At 64.8% G+C, this 15,518-nt stretch carries 17 protein-coding genes and 2 tRNA genes; 14 read left to right on the forward strand and 5 right to left on the reverse strand.

Translation table 11 applies throughout. The features are described 5' to 3' along the window. Positions 1–188: 188 nt before the first annotated feature. Positions 189–263, reverse strand: a tRNA-Thr gene (locus tag QA635_RS05120). A 313-nt stretch (positions 264–576) separates the two neighbouring features. On the opposite strand from QA635_RS05120, the gene QA635_RS05125 reads away from it, so the two are divergent. The 5 genes from QA635_RS05125 (at position 577) to QA635_RS05145 (ending at position 4,641) form a co-directional block, all read left to right on the forward strand. Then, complete coding sequence (locus QA635_RS05125; RefSeq protein ID WP_283067473.1) at positions 577–789, forward strand: hypothetical protein; 213 nt, start codon at positions 577–579, stop codon at positions 787–789. A 41-nt stretch (positions 790–830) separates the two neighbouring features. Continuing rightward, a complete protein-coding gene (locus tag QA635_RS05130) occupies positions 831–2,528 on the forward strand; it encodes an FAD-dependent oxidoreductase (RefSeq protein ID WP_283067475.1) in 1,698 nt (565 codons plus the stop codon). 169 nt (positions 2,529–2,697) lie between these two features. After that, positions 2,698–3,006, forward strand: a complete 309-nt coding sequence (locus QA635_RS05135) for a UBP-type zinc finger domain-containing protein (protein WP_283067477.1) — start codon at positions 2,698–2,700, stop codon at positions 3,004–3,006. Positions 3,007–3,183: 177 nt separating this feature from the next. Beyond that, a complete protein-coding gene (locus QA635_RS05140; protein WP_283067479.1) occupies positions 3,184–3,684 on the forward strand; it encodes a hypothetical protein in 501 nt (166 codons plus the stop codon). A gap of 132 nt (positions 3,685–3,816) precedes the next feature. Next, on the forward strand, positions 3,817–4,641 hold the full coding sequence (locus tag QA635_RS05145; RefSeq protein WP_283067481.1) for an alpha/beta fold hydrolase: 825 nt from the start codon (positions 3,817–3,819) through the stop codon (positions 4,639–4,641). A gap of 344 nt (positions 4,642–4,985) precedes the next feature. Here QA635_RS05145 and QA635_RS05150 read toward each other — a convergent pair whose 3' ends face one another. Further along, positions 4,986–5,591, reverse strand: coding sequence for a TetR family transcriptional regulator (locus QA635_RS05150; protein WP_283067483.1), 606 nt, complete (start codon positions 5,589–5,591; stop codon positions 4,986–4,988). 169 nt (positions 5,592–5,760) lie between these two features. On the opposite strand from QA635_RS05150, the gene QA635_RS05155 reads away from it, so the two are divergent. The 9 genes from QA635_RS05155 (at position 5,761) to QA635_RS05195 (ending at position 12,104) form a co-directional block, all read left to right on the forward strand. Next, positions 5,761–6,699, forward strand: coding sequence for an SDR family oxidoreductase (locus QA635_RS05155; protein WP_283067486.1), 939 nt, complete (start codon positions 5,761–5,763; stop codon positions 6,697–6,699). 29 nt (positions 6,700–6,728) lie between these two features. Beyond that, positions 6,729–7,388 carry a Rossmann-fold NAD(P)-binding domain-containing protein gene (locus QA635_RS05160; protein WP_253638532.1) on the forward strand — a complete coding sequence of 220 codons (660 nt, stop codon included), beginning with the start codon at positions 6,729–6,731 and terminating at the stop codon, positions 7,386–7,388. 83 nt (positions 7,389–7,471) lie between these two features. Further along, positions 7,472–7,900 carry a DUF2948 family protein gene (locus QA635_RS05165; RefSeq protein ID WP_283067491.1) on the forward strand — a complete coding sequence of 143 codons (429 nt, stop codon included), beginning with the start codon at positions 7,472–7,474 and terminating at the stop codon, positions 7,898–7,900. A gap of 198 nt (positions 7,901–8,098) precedes the next feature. Beyond that, the gene (gene hisD, locus QA635_RS05170) at positions 8,099–9,394 is read left to right on the forward strand and encodes a histidinol dehydrogenase (RefSeq protein ID WP_283067493.1); all 1,296 of its coding nucleotides are present in this window, start codon (positions 8,099–8,101) and stop codon (positions 9,392–9,394) included. Further along, entirely contained in the window at positions 9,391–9,897 is a 507-nt protein-coding gene (locus QA635_RS05175) for a UPF0262 family protein (RefSeq protein WP_016841326.1), read from the forward strand. The genes hisD and QA635_RS05175 overlap by 4 nt, the downstream gene beginning before the upstream one ends. A 54-nt stretch (positions 9,898–9,951) precedes the next feature. Then, positions 9,952–10,416: an arsenate-mycothiol transferase ArsC gene (locus QA635_RS05180; protein WP_141342973.1), complete on the forward strand. Its 465-nt coding sequence runs from the start codon at positions 9,952–9,954 to the stop codon at positions 10,414–10,416. A gap of 198 nt (positions 10,417–10,614) precedes the next feature. Beyond that, entirely contained in the window at positions 10,615–11,244 is a 630-nt protein-coding gene (locus QA635_RS05185; protein WP_018269043.1) for a Maf-like protein, read from the forward strand. A gap of 450 nt (positions 11,245–11,694) precedes the next feature. Beyond that, the gene (yacG, locus tag QA635_RS05190) at positions 11,695–11,889 is read left to right on the forward strand and encodes a DNA gyrase inhibitor YacG (RefSeq protein ID WP_057018155.1); all 195 of its coding nucleotides are present in this window, start codon (positions 11,695–11,697) and stop codon (positions 11,887–11,889) included. 139 nt (positions 11,890–12,028) lie between these two features. Then, positions 12,029–12,104 (forward strand) — tRNA-Phe (locus QA635_RS05195). Between the two features lie 401 nt (positions 12,105–12,505). On the opposite strand, the gene QA635_RS05200 is transcribed toward QA635_RS05195, so the two are convergent. The 3 genes from QA635_RS05200 to QA635_RS05210 are packed head-to-tail and all read right to left on the reverse strand — an operon-like array spanning position 12,506 to position 15,500. After that, positions 12,506–13,822: an MFS transporter gene (locus QA635_RS05200; protein ID WP_283067499.1), complete on the reverse strand. Its 1,317-nt coding sequence runs from the start codon at positions 13,820–13,822 to the stop codon at positions 12,506–12,508. Next, positions 13,819–15,069 carry an MFS transporter gene (locus QA635_RS05205; RefSeq protein WP_283067501.1) on the reverse strand — a complete coding sequence of 417 codons (1,251 nt, stop codon included), beginning with the start codon at positions 15,067–15,069 and terminating at the stop codon, positions 13,819–13,821. The genes QA635_RS05200 and QA635_RS05205 overlap by 4 nt, the downstream gene beginning before the upstream one ends. A gap of 20 nt (positions 15,070–15,089) precedes the next feature. Beyond that, on the reverse strand, positions 15,090–15,500 hold the full coding sequence (locus tag QA635_RS05210; protein WP_283067503.1) for a hypothetical protein: 411 nt from the start codon (positions 15,498–15,500) through the stop codon (positions 15,090–15,092). Positions 15,501–15,518 lie beyond the last annotated feature (18 nt).

A 15,518-nucleotide genomic window follows, 5' to 3' on the forward strand; every position in this document is an offset into this window, starting at 1 on the left:
CCCCCAATTCCCTATCGTATTGCGGAGTTTTGAAATTCGCCATGTAACTACAGTTACATAGAAGTATAGCTCCGGCCGAAAATCAACCAAAAGTAGATTTTCGTACGAAAGAACGGAGGGCTGTCTTTGGCGAGGGGATAGTGGGAGGCGGGGAGGTCTTCGGTTCAGTCGCAGCGCGATGAAGATCCTGGTGCTGCCAGACAGGATTGAACTGTCGACCTCTCCATTACCAATGGAGTGCTCTACCACTGAGCTACGGCAGCATGCCCGGGAAAAATTGAATCGGCCCCGAGGGCCCGTCCAAGCGGGCGGTTCTTGCCACAGGCCTCCCTTTGGCGCAAGCGAAACAGCGCCCCTGTCGCCCTTGAAATCGGCAGAAATCGACCGCCTCGCCGTTGATTCCGGCCAATCTGGCCGATTTCGGCCGGATTGGGTTCCCGATCGCGCCGAAACCATCCCGATCCGCGCTTGCCGCCGAATCATATCGCCGCAACTGGCCGCCGGGCAGGGTGCGCGGGCATCCGCCATTGGCTATGCTCGCCTCGCGCAGGGCGGCGGCGGTTCGAGAGTTTTGCAATGACAGGCGACCAGGACAGAGGCGGCGGGCAGGCCGGAGCCCGCGTGAAGGATTCACGACAGGATCGTCTCAAGCTGGCGCTGCGCGAAAACCTGAAGCGGCGGAAATCGCAGGCGCGCGGTCGTGATGATGCGGCCTCTTCCGAAGCCGCCCATGGTTCGCTAGATGGCGGCTCGCTAGATGACGCCGGCGGAAACGAGCCGCGCCGTTAACCCGGTTCGTGCGCATTGTCATAAGGAAGCGGGTCGCCGAGATGGCTGTAGATGAGACGACGATCGATCGGCTGAGCGCAACCGCCTACGCCTTCCCGCGCCATGAGCAGACCTTTCCGACCCTGACCGCGCACGAGATCGAGCGGATGCGCCGCTTCGGCGAGCCGCGCGCATACCAGGACGGCGAGGCGCTGTTCGAGACCGGCAAACCCGGGCCCGGCATGTTCGTGGTGCTATCGGGCAACGTCTCGATCACCCAGCGCGACGGCCTCGGCCATGTCGCGCCGATCATCGACCAGGGACCGGGCCAGTTCCTCGCCGAGATCGGCCAGCTCTCCGGCCGCCCGGCGCTGGTCGACGGCCATGCCGATGGGGTGGTCGAGACGCTGCTGCTGCCGCCCGACCGGCTGCGCGCGCTTTTGGTTGCCGAGGCAGATCTCGGCGAACGCATCATGCGCGCGCTGATCCTGCGCCGCGTTAGCCTGATCCAGGGCGGCGCCGGCGGGCCGGTGCTGATCGGCCCCGCCTCGGTCGGCAACATGGCCTCGCTGCAGAATTTTTTGGCGCGCAACGGCCAGCCGCACCACTTCCTCGACCCCGAGACCGACAAGGATGCCGGCGACCTCGTCGCGCGCTATTCGCCGACGCGCGCCGAGCTGCCACTGGTGGTCTGTCCCAACGGTACGGTGCTGCGCAATCCGTCCGAGACCGCGCTTGCGATGGCGCTCGGCATGATCGGCAACAGTGCGCATGAAAAACTCTACGATGTCGCCGTGGTCGGCAGCGGCCCGGCCGGGCTTGCCACCGCGGTCTATGCGGCGTCGGAAGGCCTGTCGGTTGCGGTGTTCGATTCCCGCGCCTTCGGCGGCCAGGCCGGCGCCAGCATGCGCATCGAAAACTATCTGGGCTTTCCGACCGGCATCTCCGGCCAGGCGCTGGCCGGGCGCGCCTTTAACCAGGCGCAGAAATTCGGCGCCGAGATGCTGATCCCGGTCTCGATCAAATCGCTCGACTGCACGAAAGCGTCCGGCGCATTCGTGCTCGACACCGCCTGCGGGCATACGCTGCGCGCGAAATCGGTAGTGGTCGCCAGCGGGGCGCGCTATCGCCGGCCAGAGATCGACAATCTCGATGCGTTTGAAGGCCGCGGCGTCTGGTACTGGGCCTCGCCGATCGAGGCGCGGCTCTGCGCCAACCAGGACGTCGTGCTGGTCGGCGGCGGCAACTCCGCGGGGCAGGCGGCGGTGTTCCTGTCGGCGCATGCCCGCAAGGTCAACATGATGATCCGCGGCGGCGGGCTCGGAGCCAGCATGTCGCGCTATTTGATCGAGCGCATCGAGGCGACGCCGAATATCGAACTGATGTTCAACACCGAGGTGATCGGGCTCGATGGCGCGGAGACGCTGCAGCGGGTGCGCTGGCGCAGCCGGCTCGCGCCCGACGAGTTCACCATGGATATCCGCAATCTCTTTTTGTTTGTCGGCGCCGATCCGGCGACCGGCTGGCTCGAGGGCTGCGGCGTGCAGGTCGACCGCGGCGGCTTCGTGATGACCGGCGTGCAGACCGGTGAAGGCGCGCGCGCCGTGCCGCTGCTCGAGACCACAGTGCCCGGCGTGTTCGCGGTCGGCGACGTCCGCTCCGGATCGGTCAAGCGCGTCGGCGGCGCGATCGGCGAGGGCGCGCAGGTCGTCGCCGCGCTGCACGGCTATCTCGCTGACGCGGGCAGTCCGACGCTGTAGCAATGTCGATGCGACGCACGCAAACGTTTTCCCGTCATCCTGAGGAGCCGCGAAGCGGCGTCTCGAAGGATGAATCGGCCACAGTGTGGCCGTGCATCCTTCGAGGCTCGCAAGAGCTCGCACCTCAGGATGACGGATCAGATAGCTGCGACAGGTAAGGGCCCAAAAAATGACGAAAGGCTGCACCCATATCGCCGGCATCCAGGATGTCACGCCGAGCGCGCTTGGCTGCGAGGAATGCCTGAAGAGCGGCAGCCGCTGGCTGCATTTGCGCATCTGCCGGACCTGCGGTCATGTCGGCTGCTGCGACGATTCGCCGAACCGGCACGCGACGGCGCATTTCCACGCCACCGGCCATGCCGTGATCGAGGGCTACGATCCGCCGGAAGGCTGGGGCTGGTGCTATGTCGACGAGGTGCTGTTCGACCTGTCGAAGCGCAAGACACCGCATAACGGACCGATCCCGCGCTATGATTGATTCAGCTTCTTACACGGCGCACGTGCCGCATCGTGTGACATGCGTGCGAAAATTTTCAGCAGTCGCCGGCGCCTGCAATTTTTGATGAGATGTCGGCCGTCCTGCCATCGAAGCATGTAGCAATTTTCCGTCACGCATCGTAACCTCGCACGCGGGTCTCAACGGGGAGTGCGCCACATGACGACATTGGTGCTTGTGCACGTCATTATCAGCCTGATTGCAATCGTCGCCGGCGTGCTCGTGATGTTCGGGCTGCTCGGCTCGCGCGCGATGCCGGGGCTGACCGCGATCTTCCTCGCGCTCACGATCCTCACCAGCGCCACCGGCTTCGTGATCCCGCCTTTGGTGACCGAGAAGCTGTTGCCGTCGCACATCATCGGCGGGCTTTCGCTGGTGCTGCTCGCGATTGCCTGCATTGCGCTCTATGCGATGCAACTCAAGGGTGTCTGGCGTCCGATCTATATCGTGACCGCGATGGTCTCGCTCTATCTCAACGTCTTCGTGCTGGTCATCCAGAGCTTCCTCAAGGTGCCGGCGTTGCAGGCGCTGGCGCCAGCCGTGCCGCCGAACCCGCCATCCGGGCCGGTCTTTGCCGTGGTGCAGGGCATTGTGCTGGTGTTCTTCGCCGTGGTGATCATCGGCGCCTGGCGCCGGTTCAGGCCGGTCACGTTCGCCTGATCTGATAACACCTCGTCATTCCGGGGCGACGCGCAGCGTCGAACCCGGAATCTCGCAATCTAATCTCTAGATTCCGGGTTCACGCTTCGCGTGCCCCGGAATGACGCATTGGCAACAAAGAGGAGCAATCAAATGCCCACCATCACCACCAAAGACGGCGTCGAGATCTTCTACAAGGATTGGGGCTCGGGGCAGCCGATCGTGTTCAGCCATGGCTGGCCGCTGTCGTCGGACGACTGGGACGCGCAGATGCTGTTCTTCCTGGGGCACGGCTTTCGCGTCGTCGCCCATGACCGCCGCGGCCACGGCCGCTCCGCCCAGGTCGCCGACGGTCATGACATGGATCACTATGCCGACGACCTCGCTTCCGTCACCGCGCATCTCGATCTGAAGAACGCCGTCCATGTCGGCCATTCCACCGGCGGCGGCGAGGTGGTGCACTACATCGCCCGCCACGGCGAGAGCCGGGTGGCGAAGGCTGCGATCCTGAGCGCGGTGCCGCCGTTGATGGTGCAGACGGCGAATAATCCCGGCGGCTTGCCGAAGTCGGTATTCGACGGCTTGCAGGCCCAACTCGCCGCCAACCGCTCGCAATTCTACCGCGATCTGCCGGCCGGGCCGTTCTACGGCTACAACCGGCCCGGCGCAAAACCGTCGGAGGCCGTGATCCAGAACTGGTGGCGGCAGGGCATGATGGGCGGCGCCAAGGCCCATTACGACGGCATCGTCGCGTTCTCGCAGACCGACTTCACCGAGGATCTGAAGAAGATCAACGTTCCGGTGCTGGTGATGCATGGCGACGACGACCAGATCGTGCCCTACGCCGACTCCGCCCCGCTCTCGGCCAAGCTTCTGAAGAACGGCACGCTGAAGACCTATAAGGGTTTTCCGCACGGCATGCCGACCACCGAAGCCGAGACGATCAACGCCGACCTGCTGGCGTTCATCAAGGGCTGAAGGTGAGAGGGGCTGTGCTCTGCACCGCGCGTCTCAACATTGCGCAGCCTCAATCCACCTCGCCCGGTGGCTCACTCCTCTCCCCACAAGGGCAGGGCTATCGCATATGGAATGAACCGATTCTTCCGCGCCGTCATGGCCGGGCTTGTCCCGGCCATCCACGTCTTCTCTTCGCGTGGAAACGAAGACGTGGATGCCCGGGACAAGCCCGGGCATGACGAGTTTGTGGGAACTCCGATCGCCTCAAACGGCCATATGCGATTGCCCTGCCACAAGGGGGAGGAGTCCGAAGCATGTGCTCGCCTTACGAGGACTATGTTTCGGAAGCGCCGTGATCGGCTCGCTCACTCAAAAATCGCGCGGATCGCGGCGAACAGGCGCTTGGCGACCAGGTCCGGCTTCTCGCGGGCGCCATCGTCGGCCCAGAGTTCGCTGCCGACGCGCATCGCGCCGGTCGTGATCATTGCGACCAGCCGGGCTTTCATCCGGTCGTTCTTGTGGTTGGCGCGCTTGAGCAACGCGTTGGCGAGCTCACGCTCAAGCCTTTCATATTTGGCCTGATCGCGCGCCTGCAGCGCTGGATTGTCGCGCTTCAGCCGCGCCAGCGCGACCGCCTCGCGCGGGTCGATCTGCTTGACCATGTCGGCGATGGCGTTCTCGGCGGCCTGCAGCATGGATTCAGTGGCCGGGCGCGCCGCAACGGCTGCGATCAGTGCCGCGGTACCGTCCTCCTGCCAGGCCAGCACCACGTCTTCCTTCGAGGCGAAATAGTGAAAGAAGGTGCGGCGCGAGACGTCGGCGGCGGCGACGATGTCGTCGAGCGTGGTCGCCTCAAAGCCGCGCTCGAGAAACAGCATCATCGCCGCCTTGGTCAGCCGTTCCCGGGTCTCCTGCCGCTTGCGTGCGCGCAGGCCCGCCGCCGGCGGCGCCGGATTCGCTTTGGATTGCATCGACTTGACCGGTTTCTTGGCCGATTTCCTGGCCGGTTTGCGCACGGGCGCCGGACGTTGCAATTTTTCACCCCTTGCAAAAATGCACTTAGTGCACATTTCGTCGGATGCGGCTGGACCCGCAAGAACCCGACAAGAAACCCGAATCGTGTCGCAAGGAGATATAAGCATGACCGGCTGGAGCACTGCAGACATTCCGCGGCAGGGCGGCAGGACCGCCGTGATCACCGGCGCTACCGGCGGACTCGGCTACGAGACCGCGCTGGAACTGGCGCGCGCCGGCGCCGATGTCGTGCTCACCGGCCGCAACGGCGCCAAGGGGCAGGACGCGCTGGCGCGGATCCGCTCGCAGCTTCCCGATGCCGCGGTGACCTATGAAACGCTGGACCTCGCGAACCTCGCATCGGTCGCCGATTTCGCCGGGCGCTTCGCCGCCACGCATACCGCGCTCGATCTCCTGATCAACAATGCCGCGGTGATGTCGCTGCCGAAGCGGCAGGTGACCGCTGACGAGTTCGAGATGCAGTTCGGCACCAACTATCTCGGCCACTATGCGTTGACCGCGCTGCTGTTGCCGCAGCTCCGCCGCGGCCACAACACCCGCGTCGTCAATCTCTCCAGCCTTGCGCATCGCTCCGGCGTCATCAATTTCGACGATCTGCAGGCCCGCCGTTCCTACGCGCCGTGGCGCGCCTACTGCCAGTCGAAGCTTGCGATGCTGATGTTCGCGCTCGAATTGCAGCGTCGCAGTGCGATCAACGGCTGGGGACTGATGAGCAATGCCGCGCATCCCGGCTACGCGCGCACCGAGTTGATCCCGAACGGTCCCGGCACCGACAGCCTGTCGTGGCGGTTCGGTCGATATTTGCAGCCGATCATGAGCCACTCCGCGGCGGCGGGCGCGTTGCCGACGCTGTTCGCGGCGACCTCAGCCGCGGCCCAGCCGGGCGGCTATTACGGGCCCAACGGATTCTATGAGTTGAAGGGCCCACCTGCGCCGGCGCGCATCATGCCGCACGCCAGGGACACCGCGGTAGCGGAGCGGCTATGGGATATCTCGGCTGCGCTGACCGGTGTATCGTTTGATCAGGTCGCAACCGCCGCCTGAACGGATCGGGCGGCAGCGGGGCAATCGAGATGAAGGTCATCCTGTTCGGCGCGACCGGCATGGTCGGGCAGGGCGTGCTGCGCGAATGCCTGCTCGATCCCGGTGTCGAGCGCGTGCTCGCGGTTGGGCGCAGCCCGACCGGGCAGCGCGATGCCAAGCTTGTCGAGTTGATCCACGACAATTTCGTCGATTACAGCGCGATCGAACCGCAGCTTGCCGGCTACGACGCCTGCTTCTTTTGCCTCGGCGTCTCCTCGATCGGCATGGACGAGGCACGCTACCGCCATCTCACCTACGACATCACACTGGCCGCGGCGACGGTGCTGGCGCGGCTCAATCCCGGCATGGTGTTCACCTATGTCACGGGACGCAGCACCGATTCCACCGAGCGCGGCCCGTTGATGTGGGCGCGGGTGAAGGGCAAGACCGAGAACGATCTGCTCAAGCTGCCGTTCAAGGCCGCCTACATGTTCCGGCCCGCCGGGATCCAGCCGCTGCATGGCGTCCGCTCCAAGACCGGCTGGGTGCAGGCGATCTATCTCGCGACCTCGCCGCTGCTTTCCTTTCTGGTGCGGGTCGCCCCGAGCTACATGACGACATCGGAACAGCTCGGCCGCGCCATGCTGAAGGTCGCCCGCGACGGCTACCCCAGGCCGGTGCTGGAGAGCGAGGACATCAATCGCCTCTGAAGCGCGGTGGCCGGTTCCCTCGAGCGGCGATTTCGCCAGGTCTCTTGGTACCTCCCGGGCCGCGAGGCGTTATAACCACCGTCATGTCCCCACCCGCGCCGCTGAAACTGATTGCCCTCGATGCCGATGACCTCGCGGTCATCTCGACCCATGTGCAGGACGCCCACGTCCAGCCCTCCGACATCGTCTGGCGCCAGGACGAGAAGCGGCTCGTGATCGGCCTGAACCGGCTGGACTGGGAGCAGACCCTGTCGGGCGGCACCTGCTCGCGGCGGCTGATCGCCGCGCTCAGGTTCGACCGGGTGCTGGCATGCAAGTCGCGCAATATCGACCTGGAGGCCCCGGAAGCCACCCTGGAACTGCTCGGGATCGAGTTCTATGCCTCCGACCTGCCGGGCGGCAGCGCGCTCCTGATGTTCGGCCATGGCGGGGCGCTGCGGCTGGATGTCGAGTGCCTGGAGTGCGAATTGACCGATCTGGGCATCGACGATCTCGGCGTGGCGCCGGGGTGATTGGGCACGTCATTCCGGGACGGTCCCAACGGGTCCGCGCAAAGCGCGGCCCGATGACAGGCTCCGGACCGAACCCGGAATCTCGAGATTCCGGGTCTGGTCCTTCGGACCATCCCGGAATGACATCCCCCAAGGGTTGACGGCCATTATCCGTCGCGCCATTGAGCAGGGACCCGAATTCCTCCTAAGAAAGCCGTCATGCCCGTTCGCCTGGACCGACAGAGCGCCGATTTCGAGCAGCGATTCCGCGATTTCCTGGCGGCCAAGCGCGAGGTATCGGCTGACGTCGAGCGCGCCACCCGCGCGATCGTCGACGACGTGGCGGCCCGCGGCGATGCGGCGCTGCTCGAGGCGACCAAAAAGTTCGACCGGCTCGATATCGAGGCGGCCGGCCTGCGCATTACCGCAGCCGAGATCGACGCCGCGGTTGCGGCCTGCGACCCCAAGACCGTCGAGGCCCTGAGATTCGCGCGCGACCGCATCGAGACCTTCCACCGCCGCCAGTTGCCGAAGGACGAGCGCTTCACCGATGCCGCCGGCGTCGAGCTCGGCTGGCGCTGGAGCGCGGTCGATGCGGTCGGGCTCTATGTGCCCGGCGGCACCGCGGCCTATCCGTCCTCGGTGCTGATGAACGCGGTGCCGGCCAAGGTCGCAGGCGTGCCGCGGGTGGTGATGGTGGTTCCGGCGCCGGACGGCAAGCTCAACCCGCTGGTGCTCGCCGCCGCCCATCTCGGCGGCGTGTCGGAAATCTACCGGGTCGGCGGCGCCCAGGCGGTGGCCGCGCTGGCCTACGGCACCGCGACGATCGCGCCGGTCGCCAAGATCGTCGGCCCCGGCAACGCCTATGTCGCCGCGGCAAAACGGCTGGTGTTCGGCAAGGTCGGCATCGACATGATCGCCGGGCCCTCCGAGGTGCTGGTCATCGCCGACGACACCGGCAATGCCGACTGGATCGCGGCCGATCTCCTGGCGCAGGCCGAGCATGACGTCAGCGCGCAGTCGATCCTGATCACCGACAGTGCACGGCTCGCCGCCGACGTCGAGCGCGCGGTCGAGACGCAGCTTGCGACCTTGCCGCGCGCAGAGATCGCCCGCACCTCGTGGAACGACTTCGGTGCGGTGATCAAGGTGGCAAAACTCGACGACGCGGTCGAGCTCGCCAATGCGATCGCGGCCGAGCATCTCGAGATCATGACTGCGGATGCCGAGGGCCTGTCGAACAAGGTCCGCAACGCCGGGGCGATCTTCCTCGGGGCTCATACCCCGGAGGCGATCGGCGATTATGTCGGCGGCTCCAACCATGTGCTGCCGACCGCGCGCTCGGCGCGGTTCTCTTCCGGCCTCGGGGTGCTTGACTTCATGAAGCGAACCTCGATCCTGCGGTGCGGGCCGGATCAACTCCGTGCGCTCGGGCCCGCCGCGATGACGCTCGGCCAGGCCGAGGGTCTCGATGCCCATTCACGTTCCGTCGGATTGCGCCTCAACCTCTCATGAACAAGCCACCAGACGACGAGGATTCCAACAATCGCATCGTCGCGGTGACGCTCGACGAGGAATCGATCGGCCGTTCCGGGCCCGATATCGAGCATGAGCGGGCGATCGCGATCTACGATTTGATCGAGCAGAACCTGTTCGCGCCCGAGGGCGCCGCCGGGCCGGGGCCTTACACCCTGCATATCGCGATCACCGGCAACCGGCTGATGTTCGATATCCGCAAGGAGGACGGCGCGCCGGTGGTCGCGCATCTGTTATCGCTGACCCCGTTCCGCCGCGTCGTGAAGGACTACTTCATGATCTGCGACAGCTACTATCAGGCGATCCGGACCGCGACGCCGGACAAGATCGAGGCGATCGACATGGGCCGCCGCGGCATCCATGACGAGGGCTCGCGCACGCTGCAGGAGCGGCTCAAGGGCAAGGTGCGCGTCGATTTCGAGACCGCGCGGCGGCTGTTCACGCTGATCACTGTGCTGCACTGGAAGGGTGAGGGCGCATGATCGGTGAAGCGGTGATTGACGGGGGCGTACCCCGATCGAAAAAAGCCTGATCGCATGGAAGCGCCGCGCGCGCGCAATCCCCAGGCCGTGCTGTTCGCATGCGGCCTGAACAGCGTGCGGTCGCCGATGGCCGAAAGCCTGCTGCAGCAGATGTTTCCGCAAGGCCTCTATGTCCGCTCGGCCGGCGTCAAGAAGGGCGAGCTCGACCCGTTCGCCGTCTCGGTGATGGCCGAACTCGGCCAGGACATTTCCAGCCACAAGCCGCAAACCTTCGAGGAGCTCGAGGACTGGGAGGGGCTGAACTTCGATCTCATCATCACGCTGTCGCCGGAGGCGCACCACAGGGCGCTGGATCTCACCCGCACGCTCGCCGCCGATGTCGAATACTGGCCGACGCAGGATCCGACCGGCACCAGCGGCAACCGCGAGCAGAAGCTCGCCGCCTACCGCGAAGTCTGCGACGGCCTCTTGCTGCGCATCCGCCGCCGCTTTGCCAAGGCCGGCGCGGCAAACCTGTGAGGCTCGGCGAGGCGAGCGGACCAGCGTGTTCCGATTCGCAGAACCGCCGCTTGTCGCCAGACTGACAAACAGCTGTGCTTATGGGGCCTGGTCTCCAGGCGGGGGCGCGATTCGCAGCCGGTTCCAAGGTTGTGCATCCATGCCCCATCCGATAGGTTCCGCCCGCGTCCGTCCTCCCGATTCAGCCCAAAAGCCCGCATGCTAGGCCGTCCCAAATTCGTTCTTGCTTCCGGTTCGCCGCGGCGGCTGGCCCTGCTCAACCAGGCCGGCATCGAGCCCGATGCGCTGCGCCCGGCCGATGTCGACGAGACTCCGCGGCGGGGCGAGTTGCCGCGCGCCTGTGCCAACCGCCTGGCGCGTGCCAAGGCCGACGCGGCGCTGAAATCGGTGCATCTTGACGACGACCTGCGCGGCTCCTTCATCATTGCCGCCGACACCGTGGTCGCGGTCGGCCGCCGCATCCTGCCCAAGGCCAATCTGGTCGACGAGGCCGCGCAGTGCCTGCGGCTGCTGTCGGGCCGCAATCACCGCGTCTACACCGCGATCTGCGTGGTGACGCCGCGCGAGGCATTCCGTCAGCGCCTGGTCGAAACGCGCGTGCGCTTCAAGCGGCTCAGCGAGGACGACATCCAGGCCTATATCGGCTCCGGCGAATGGCGCGGCAAGGCCGGCGGCTACGCGGTGCAGGGCATTGCCGGATCGTTCGTGGTCAAGATGGTTGGCTCCTACACCAATGTGGTCGGCCTGCCGCTCTACGAGACCGTGACCTTGCTCGGCGGCGAGGGCTTTCCGATCCGCCACGGCTGGCTCAACTCCGTCGCGGTGTGAGGTATCCACTGAGGTCGCATCGCAGATGCGATACGGGTGGGGCTCTTTCCTCCTGAACGACTCGCGGTGAGACCCCCCACCCCAACTGCTCCACATCGTCATGGCCGGGCTATGCAACGAGGCCGATAGCCGGACGCGATAGCCTGCCGCAGGGGGCGCGCTGCCAAAATATCGAAAACAACCCCATGCAAAGTAGCCGGCGGCTGCGGGCGTTCGACACGACAACTTGACTCGTCGGGCAAATCAGCGGCATTCTTCCATTATCCAGAAATCGCGGAGACGCCCCTCGCTCCGAGGCTTTCGCCCTGCGCTTGCGGGCGAGGTCGCCGTCTCGAGCCACGAGGCCAAGCACCTGCGCGGCCGGCGAAGACGCATATGCGATTGCCCTACCCGCAAGCAGAGGGGAGCGCAGCGGAACATGCGGCAGATGATGTAAACTCCGGCCCAGCCATGACCGACCAAGCCCGAACGCCCAAGGCCATACCCTCTGCCACCCCGCGTGCCTGCCCGATCTGCGGCAAGCCCGTCGAGCAGGCCTTCCGCCCGTTCTGCTCGGCGCGCTGCCGCGACGTCGACCTCAACCGCTGGCTGACCGGCCGCTATGTCGTCCCAGGCCGCGAGGACGACGCGGAGGACCCGGAATAGCCAAGATTTCCCAACAAGTTGGGGAAAGAGTGCCGGGCGGGCTCGCCGTGCCGAAGCCTTTGGCGAAGGCGGGTGGACACGGCGCCCCGACCTCTCTATAAACCGCCCGCTCGCTCCGGCCTTTCGGCCCCGCGGGTATGCCCAGGTAGCTCAGTTGGTAGAGCATGCGACTGAAAATCGCAGTGTCGGTGGTTCGATCCCGCCCCTGGGCACCATTCCTGAACAGATTTATGAAACCAAGGTTTGGGTTGACCCTTTCGGCCGAAAACGGACCGGATGTTGTCATTTGAGCCGACGGTCCTCCGACGCGATGATCGCGTCGACCACGCTTGCGAGATAGGCCTTCCGAGCAGCGACGTCGCCCGACACGAGTTGCTGACGCATCAGGCGGGTGAACCGATCGATAGCGATCGGGTCAATCTGGATGGGGGTTGCACTCGACTTCTTCGCACAATGGAGAGCCACAACGGCCCTACCCCGGCTTGCCATCAACGCGGCGATCCGGTTCTTGAGGGATCCGGATCCATCGGCACCGTCGATAGCGCCGGTCTCAATGGCCGCATAAAGGCGCTCCAGCCGTTCCTCGGCGTCGGAAGTTTGGCGTGCTAGCTAGAGCCTATCGCGCGAAAGGATCTTCATAAAGAGTCCGTCCGGCTGTCTCCGGCATGAAGCGCAGCGCGATCAGCCCAACAACGCATGTAGCCATCATGTAATAGGCCGGCATCAGCTCGTTCCCGGTAACAGAGATAAGGCCGCTGTTGATTGCCGGCGCCGTGCCGCCAAAAATGGATGTCGAAATGTTGTAAGCGCCGGCGAAGCCGGCGAAACGCACACGGGTGGGAAACATGGCCGGGAAAGTCGCCGAAATGGTCGCGAGTTGCGGTACGTAGAGCAGCCCGAGCAGAATGAAGCCGACACAGGCGCCGACGAGGCCCGTGCCCATGAGCATGTAGAGAGGGGCCACCAGCAGAAACAACCCGATCAGGGAGAAGCTCCACATCGGACGGCGCCCGATTCGGTCCGAGAGCCGGCCAGCAAATGGCAGGAACAGCATCATGAACAGCATGCCGAGGAGCGGCACCGCAAGCGCCTCATCCGGCGACAGGCCGATGCGGCTCTGAAGATAGGTTGGCATGTAGCTGAGCAGCGTATAATTGACGACATTGAGCGCAACCACCAGGCCGCCGACGACGAGCATAGGACGCCGGTGACGTGCCAGAAGGGCGATCAGGCCTGGTGAGGATCGTGCCTGGCTTGCGGTTTCGTGGGCACGGAAGACCGGCGTATCTTCCATTCTCGCGCGCAGATACGCGCCGACGAGGCCCATTGGCGCGGCGACCAGAAACGGAACGCGCCATCCCCAGTCGTGCATCGCCTGATCACCCAGAAAGAGCGAGAAGGATAACATCAGGAATGCGCCCAGCGAGAAGCCGGCCAGCGTTCCGAACTCCAGGAAACTCCCATAAAAGCCGCGTCGGTCATCGGGAGCGTACTCGGCCATGAACGTCGCGGCGCCGCCGTATTCGCCACCGGTCGAAAAGCCCTGTACGATGCGGAGAAGAACGAGCGACAGTGGCGCCCAGAAGCCGACGCTGTTGTAGGGAGGAATAAGCCCGACGCACAGCGTCGCGCCCGACATCAGCAGTATCGTTAGCGCCAACACGGATTTTCGGCCCACCCGGTCTCCCAGCGATCCCCAGAATATCCCGCCTAGCGGCCGTATGAGGAAGGAGATCGCGAACGTGGCCAACGCAAAAAGCACCGCTTCCCCGACGTCGCCGGGAAACAGTGCCGCGGAAATGTACGTCACGCCATACGCATAAATGCCGTAGTCGAACCATTCCGTCGCATTGCCGACGGCAGAGGCGGCAATCGCACGGCGCAACGTGGCGCGATCAGCAGTTGGATCAGGTGCGGAAACGGGGGCATTCACGATTGCTGTTCTCCGATCACCGCTGCGTCGGGCGTATTGGGGTCAAGCAGCGATGCAATCGGCGTCGTGCGTGGAAGAATCTGAAAGTCCTGCTGCTCGGGTGCAGGAACAGGTGGGGTTGCCGTCTGCCGCCACATGCCGAACGCGGCCGCGCCGCCGGCGCAAAGGGCGATGAAAAGGAAAAGCCCGCCGCTGCTCCAGCCTGTCATGAATATCGCTCCACCGATCGGCCCGAGCGCGGCGCCGACGGAATACAACAGCACCAGCCGTCCGCTTGCGGCGATACGTTGTGCGGCGTGCAGACGGTCGTTGCAATGGGCCACGCAGAGTGGATAGAGCGCAAAGCTGAGGCCACCAAACATTGTTCCGAGAATCAGCAGCCACGGGCCGACCGACGAGAGAAAGGAGATGCCCAGGCTGATACACAGGGTTGCCGCGAAACTGAGCACGATGACCTGGCGACGATCATAGCGGTCGGAAATGCGTCCGAGCGGCCATTGCAGGATCACGCCGCCAAGAATCACGATCATCATGAAGTGGGCTGTCTGCGATAAATCGAACCCTAGGCGTCGAACCTGCACTGCGGCCAATCCGTAAAATGCCCCTAACATCAAGCCGGTCGTCATTGCTCCGACAGCACCGAGGGGTGATGCGGCAAAGAGTGTTCGGGTTCCGAACGCCGCGGCTTCGGCAGGCGGCGGCGCCGAGTTGCGTGTGAGACAAAGTGGAATGATCGCGAGCGAGATTAGCATTGACGCTAGTTGAAACGGAACAGCAGGCAAATCACCGCTGGCTCCTAACAGCAACTGTCCCACCGCCTGTCCGCAATATAGTGCAACCATGTAGGCCGCTAGAATGCTGCCGCGCGAGGCCGCGTCAGCGCGTTCGTTTAGCCAGCTCTCGAGACAGACGAAGACGCCGGCGACGCAGAAGCCGTCGATCAGCCGCAGTCCCGACCAGAGCAGAGGATGGATGATTTGCGCGTAGCCGAGCGTGCTCGCGGAGAGAAGCGCAACGAACGCCGCAAAGGCGCGGATATGTCCCACGCGCCGGACGATACGCCCCGAGCGCAGGGCTCCGACGACCAGCCCGGCAAAATAGGCGGTCGCCACCGCGCCGATCACGATCGTGCCCTGTCCCGCCCGCTCGAGCCGCAAACTCAGGAGCGTCGCCATAAACCCGCTTCCCGCCATGAGCATAAAGATGGCGAGCAGCAGGCTACGAACCGGGGAGATTGCTGCAAGCATGACGATTGCGACGCGCGCCGTCAGGCCGCGCGCCGGCCTTCCGCTTCCCCGTCGGCCTCCACCGGGACACGATGCAGAACCCTGGCGCTAGCATCGAAGTGGCAAACGGTCACGACGAACTGAACGTCAGCATTGCGAATCTGATGCCGCGTCGCAATCACGTCGATTCGTGCGTTATCGAGGGCTCGCAGCGCATCGAACACCAAGCCTGGCCAAGCGATGTCGCTGTCGGCCATCGCTTGACGCCATCCGTCCGCGCCGTCATCGGCAACAAAGCGTGCATAGATACCGGGCTCGTAGGTCTTCTTGTGCTCCAGCAGCAGGTCAGTCATCCCGGCATAGGCGGAGACGACAAAGGCGCGATTGTAAAGGTCCTCGCCCTTGCGCTCCGCGATCGGAACGTCGTCGAATAGCGTGCCAGTCGCGGCCATCGATGTGCCGCCGATCTT

The organism is Bradyrhizobium brasilense, from assembly GCF_029714345.1.
Classification (GTDB): domain Bacteria; phylum Pseudomonadota; class Alphaproteobacteria; order Rhizobiales; family Xanthobacteraceae; genus Bradyrhizobium; species Bradyrhizobium australafricanum.